We start from the raw sequence: 5,535 nt of genomic DNA, 5'->3' as shown, positions 1-5,535 counted from the left end.
ATGCAGCGCTGCGCCCCGGAACAGCCCGGCTGCCGGATCCTCGAAGCGCAGCCAGGTGGCGCCCGGCGCGTCGAGCACCGCGAGCAGCCTCGCGAAGGCCCCGGCTGGCGCGTCCGTGCCTGCCAACTCGTGGCGCCAGCCGCCCGCCACCGGGATCGCGGCGCAGAACGGGGCGACGTCGGCCGGCAGGCGACGCGGCGCGAGCAGGAAGGCGTGCCACGCCGCGGCGAAGGGCGTGACGCGGATCGCGGCGTTCTTCAGCTCCGGCTGGAAGCTGACGGGGTCCGCATGGGGCGCGACCAGCGTGTTCACGCGCGCCGCCGGCGCGAGCTGCGCCGTCCAGTGCATCGGCGCGAAGGCCGTGCCGCGCCGCTGCCCGACATCGAGCATCAGGCGGAACACCGCGGTGCCGCCCGGCGACGTGGCCTGCACCAGGGCACCGGCCTGCATCCCCGCCGCATCCGCCGGGTGCAGCGCCAGCGTCGGCTCCGGGCTGTGTGACATCAGCCGCGGCACGCTGCCGGTGCGCGTCATCGTGTGCCACTGGTCGCGCAGCCGCCCGGTGAGGAGCCGCAGCGGAAAGACCGGCGAGACATCCTCCACCGGCGCGCGAAACGGCGTCGGCACGAGCCGCGCACGCCCGGCAAGCGTGCCGCCCGCCGCGAAGAACCGCGCCGGTGCATCGCCCGATGCCGGCACCGGCCAGCGCGTCGGTGCCAGGGCGTCGTAGGCCGCATCCGTCAGCCCGGCGAGGCCGGAGATGTCGAAGGCGCGGGCGGCAGGACGCGCGAGGCCGGTCATTGCCGCATGCTCGCGGAAGATCGCGGCGGGCCCGTCCCAGCCGAAGCCGCTGGCGCCGAGCCGCCGCGCCACCTGCGCCACGATCCACCAGTCCGGCCGCGCCTCGCCGGGCGGCGGCAGCACCGCGCGCTGGCGGCTGATGACACGCTCGCTGTTGGTGACCGTGCCGCTCTTCTCCGCCCAGGCCAGCGCGGGCAGGCGCACATGCGCGAAGCCCGCCGTGTCGGAGCGGTGCGACACCTCCGACACCACCAGGAAGGGCGCGCGCGCGAGGGCCCGGCGGACCGCCGCGCCGTCCGGCAGCGAAACGGCGGGGTTGGTCGCCATCACCCACAGTGCGCCGATGCGTCCTTCCTCCAGCGCCGCGAAGAGCTGCGTCGCCTTCAGCCCCGGACCCTTCGGCAGCGTCGCCGCATCCCAGTATGCCGCCAGCGCCGCGTGCTCGGCCGGCACGTCGAAGCGCAGGTGGCCGGCAAGCATCGTCGCCAGCGCCCCGGTCTCCCGGCCCCCCATCGCGTTGGGCTGGCCGGTGACGCTGAACGGCCCCGCGCCGGGCCGGCCGATCCGCCCGGTCAGCAGGTGGCAGTTGATGATGGCGTTCGCCTTGTCGGTGCCCGCCGAGGACTGGTTGACCCCCTGGCTCCACAGCGTGACGGTGCGCGGGCTGGCGGCCCAGATCGCGCAGAAGCGCGCGACCAGCATGGCATCGAGCCCGGTGAGCCGCTCGGCATCCGGCGCGACCGCGCGCGCCGCGGCCAGCGCCGCCTCCGCGCCCTGCGTGTGGGCGGTGACATACGACGCATCGACCAGCCCGTGATCCGCCAGGTGGACCAGCAGCGCCGCGAACAGCGCGACGTCGCTCCCCGACGCGAGCGGCAGGTGCAGGTCCGCGCCCTCGCAGGTGGCGGTGCGGCGCGGATCCACCACGACGATGCGCATGTCCGGCCGCGCCGCCTTTGCCGCCATGACACGTTGGAACAGTACCGGATGGCACCAGGCCAGGTTGGAGCCGACCAGCACCACGGTGTCCGCCAGTTCGAGATCCGCGTAGGTGCCGGGCACCACGTCCTCGCCGAAGGCGCGGGTGTGTGCGGCGACCGCGCTGGCCATGCAGAGCCGGGAGTTGCTGTCGATGTTGGCCGTGCCGAGCACGCCCTTCGCCAGCCGGTTGGCCGCGTAGTAGTCCTCCGTCAGCAACTGGCCGGAGACGTAGAGCGCCACGCCCTCCGGCCCGAGTTGCACCAGGGCCTTGCGGAAACCCTCGGCCACCGCATCCAGCGCGGCGTCCCAGGAGGCGCGCTTGCCCCCAACCTCGGGATGCAGCAGCCGGTCTTCCAGGCCGAGCGTCTCGCCCAGCGCCGTGCCTTTGCTGCACAGCCGCCCGGCATTGGCCGGGTGGTCCGGATCGCCGGCGATGACCGCCCCGCCCCGGCCATCCGGCGTCGCGAGGACGCCGCAGCCGACGCCGCAATAGGGGCAGGTGGTGCGGATGGCGCGCGACGGCGGTGCGGTGAGCGATCCGTCCATGTCAGTAGACGTCCCGCTGGTAGCGGCCCTGGCGCGCGAGGGCGACGATCCAGTCGCGCGCCTGGTCGGCGCTCATGCCGCCTTCCGACATCGCGATGCCGCGCAGCGCCGCGTCCACGTCCTTCGCCATGCGCGAAGCGTCGCCGCAGACATAGAGATGCGCGCCATCCTGCAGCCAGCGCCACAGATCCGCGGCGGCCTCCGCCATGCGGTGCTGCACATAGACCTTGTCCCGCCCGTCGCGGCTCCAGGCCAGGGAAAGACGCGACAGCGTGCCCTTGGCCTGCCAGGCGCCGATCTCCTCGGCAAAGAGGAAATCCGTCGCGGCGCGCTGGTCGCCGAAGAACAGCCAGCTGCGCCCCTTCGCACCCATCGCCTCGCGATGCTGCAGAAAGGCGCGGAACGGCGCGATGCCGGTGCCGGGGCCGATCATGAGCACGGGCGTCGCCGGATCACTGGGCAGGCGGAAATGGCTTGTCTGCACGCTGGCCGACAGCGGCACGGACGGATCCGCGCGGAAGGCGAGGTGGCAGGAGGCGACGCCGTCCCGCAGCCGCCCGCGACGTTCCGCCCGCACCACGCCGACGCAGAGCTCCACGCGCCCCGGGCAGGCGATCGGCGACGAGGCGATGGAATAGAGCCGCGGCTTCAGCAGCGGCAGCGAGGTGACAAGATCGGCGATCGGCGGCCGCGAGGAGGGGAAGGCGGTCAGCAGGTCGAGCAGGTCGGCATCGCCCGGCTCCGCGCCGTCCTCGCCATCGGCCAGGGCGCGCAGCGCGCCGGCATGCGGCGGGTGCCGCGCCGCACCCGCGAGCAGGTCCAGCGTGCGGTCGAGCGGCCGCGCGATGTCGCGCCTCCGTGCCAGCTCCTCGCGCAGGGCGGCATCCTCCGTCGCGCCGAGCACGGCCAGCACCGCCTCCACCAGCGCGGGGTCGTTCTCGGCCGCAATGGAGAGACTGTCGCCAGGCTCGTAGGCCAGGCCGCTATCCGCCAGGTCGAGCACGACATGGCGCACATCCTTGGCGGATCCCGGGCCGGTCAGCCGGTGTGCCGCGACGAAGCGTATCTCGCGCCCGACCTTTGCCGCGGGTGGCATGGCAGCCGGCTTCGGCGCCGCGGCCGGGGCTTCCGCCAGCAGCCCCTTCAGCGCCTTCTGCGTCGCCTTCGCGCCGGGCACGCAGAGCGCCGTGGACGTTTCCGCGCCGCTCGCCAGGGCCTCGCCGTAGCTCTGGCACACATAGCCGCACTGCCCGCAATCCAGCTGCGCCATGGCGGCCATGAGCCGGCGCGGCAGGGCCTGCCCTTCGGCCAGCTTCAGGCGCTCGTCGAGGTCGAGCGACGGGTCGTGCCAGGGAAACTCCTCCGCGGGCGGCGGCGGCGGCGCGGGCGAGGCATTCGCCGCAGCCGCCGCGCCGCCATAGAGCCCGGCGAGGAAGCCGTTCAGCCAGGCGCGCTGCGCGGCGCTGAAGGGCGCGCTTTCCGGTATCAGCGGGACCGGCGCGGGGCCGAGGCCGGGCGGCAGGATCGCGTTCATGCGGGCGTCTCCGCGGCGGTCGCCAGCGCGGCCAGCGCGGCGTCGTCGTGCCGTGCCGTGAAGCCCTGGAAGCTCTCGCCCGGCGCGCGATCGCGCATCCAGGCCTGCAGCAGCGCCAGCACCGCGGGGCCGAGCTCGTCCTGCGCCACCCTGGGCCGCACCAGCCGGCCGATCTTCTGCTCCGGCCCGGCGCCGCCGCCGACATGCAGGTCGTAGCCCTCGACCAGTTCCTCGCCGCGCTCCACCTTCGCGCCGAGCAGGCCGATATCGGCGACGTAGTGCTGCGCGCAGGAATGATGACAGCCCGTCAGGTGGATGTTGAGCGGCGCATCCACCGCGATGCGCGCATCGAGATACTCCGCCAGCTCCGCCGCGTGGCGCTTGGTGTTGCTCGCCGCGAACTTGCAGCCCGCATTGCCGGTGCAGGCGACGAGGCCGCCACGGAGATGCGACGCCTCCCACCCCAGGCCCAGCGCCGCGATGGCCGTGCAGGCGTCCGGCAGCGCGGCGTCGGGGATGTCGCTGACCAGCAGGTTCTGCCAGACGGTCAGGCGGATGGTGCCGCTGCCGAAGCGCCGCGCGACCTCCGCGATCCCGCGCAGCTGCGCTGCCGCCAGCCGCCCCACCGGCGTGACGAGGCCGATGTAGGACAGCCCCGGCTGCTTCTGCGCATGGATCCCGAGATGCCCGTGCTTCGCCGGCGGCGGTGCGTGGGACAGCGCGTCCTCCGGCATCCGCTCCAGCGACGTGCCCAGGCGCTGTTCCACCAGCGCCAGGAGGCCGTCGAGGCCCAGCCGGTCCAGCACGTATTTCAGCCGCGCTGTCTTGCGGTCGGTCCGGTCGCCCTCCGCGATGAAGGCGCGGAGGATGGCGTCGCAGACCTGCACCACCTGCTCCGGCCGGACAACCACGCCGGTGGGCCGCGCGAAGTCGCGATGGCCGGTGATGCCGCCCAGCGTCAGGCGGTAGCGCAGCCCGTCAGGCGTGCCGACCGCGCGCAGGCTGATGTCGTTCGTCTCCTCCAGCACCTCCACTGCGCCGCCGCCGGCGACCGAGATGTTGAACTTGCGCGGCAGCGCGAACAGGTCGCGGGTGTTGAGGATGTGGTGGTGCAACGCACGCACCAGCGGGCGGGTGTCCACCAGCTCCTGGGGGTCGATGCCGGCGGTCGGGCTTGCGGTGATGTTGCGGACGTTGTCGGCGCCGGTGCCCTTCGGGATGATGCCGAGCTCAGCCAGGCGGGAGACGACCTCGACACCCTTCGCCGCCGGGATCTCGCGCAGCTGCAGGTTGGCGCGGGTGGTGATGTCGGCATGGCCTGCGGCGCACTCCTCCGCGATGGCGGCGATGCCGTCGAGCTGATGCGCGGAGAGGATGCCGCCCGGGATGCGCAGGCGGCACATGAAGGCGTCCTGCGCGGGGCCGACGAAGAAGAGGCCGTGGTAGCGGCCGATGAAGTCGTCGATCGGCTTCGGGAAGCGACCGGCCGCCGCGCGCTCCGTCATCTCGTCCCAGCGGTCGAGCGGGTGTCGCGCGCGCTTCGCTTCCTCCTGCGGGGTCAGCTTGCCGCCGCGCGCGAGCGTCGCGTCCTGCGCGGCACGCAGCGCGTCCGGGGGCGCGCTGCCTTCGCCCGGCGGCGCGGCGGGCAGCAGCGTGCCGCGCCGCGCCTCGAT

Annotated in this window: 3 protein-coding genes; all 3 read right to left on the bottom strand. The window is 73.9% G+C overall.

The window, feature by feature from the left end; genetic code table 11:
• Positions 1-2,328, bottom strand: a 2,328-nt coding sequence (locus tag OZN99_RS24210; RefSeq protein ID WP_270937811.1) for a molybdopterin oxidoreductase family protein, incomplete at its 3' end; no start/stop codon positions are given.
• A 1-nt stretch (position 2,329) separates the two neighbouring features.
• Positions 2,330-3,862: a sulfite reductase subunit alpha gene (locus OZN99_RS24205; RefSeq protein WP_270937810.1), complete on the bottom strand. Its 1,533-nt coding sequence runs from the start codon at positions 3,860-3,862 to the stop codon at positions 2,330-2,332.
• A partial coding sequence (locus OZN99_RS24200; RefSeq protein WP_270937809.1) for a NirA family protein occupies positions 3,859-5,535 on the bottom strand: 1,677 nt, incomplete at its 5' end. The genes OZN99_RS24200 and OZN99_RS24205, both read right to left, overlap by 4 nt.

The sequence above is a fragment of the Falsiroseomonas oryzae genome (assembly GCF_027856955.1).
In the GTDB taxonomy this organism is placed as follows: Bacteria; Pseudomonadota; Alphaproteobacteria; order Acetobacterales; family Acetobacteraceae; genus Falsiroseomonas; species Falsiroseomonas oryzae.
Note: the sequence above shows the minus strand (reverse complement) of the source record. Positions and strands in the feature narration are given on the sequence as shown.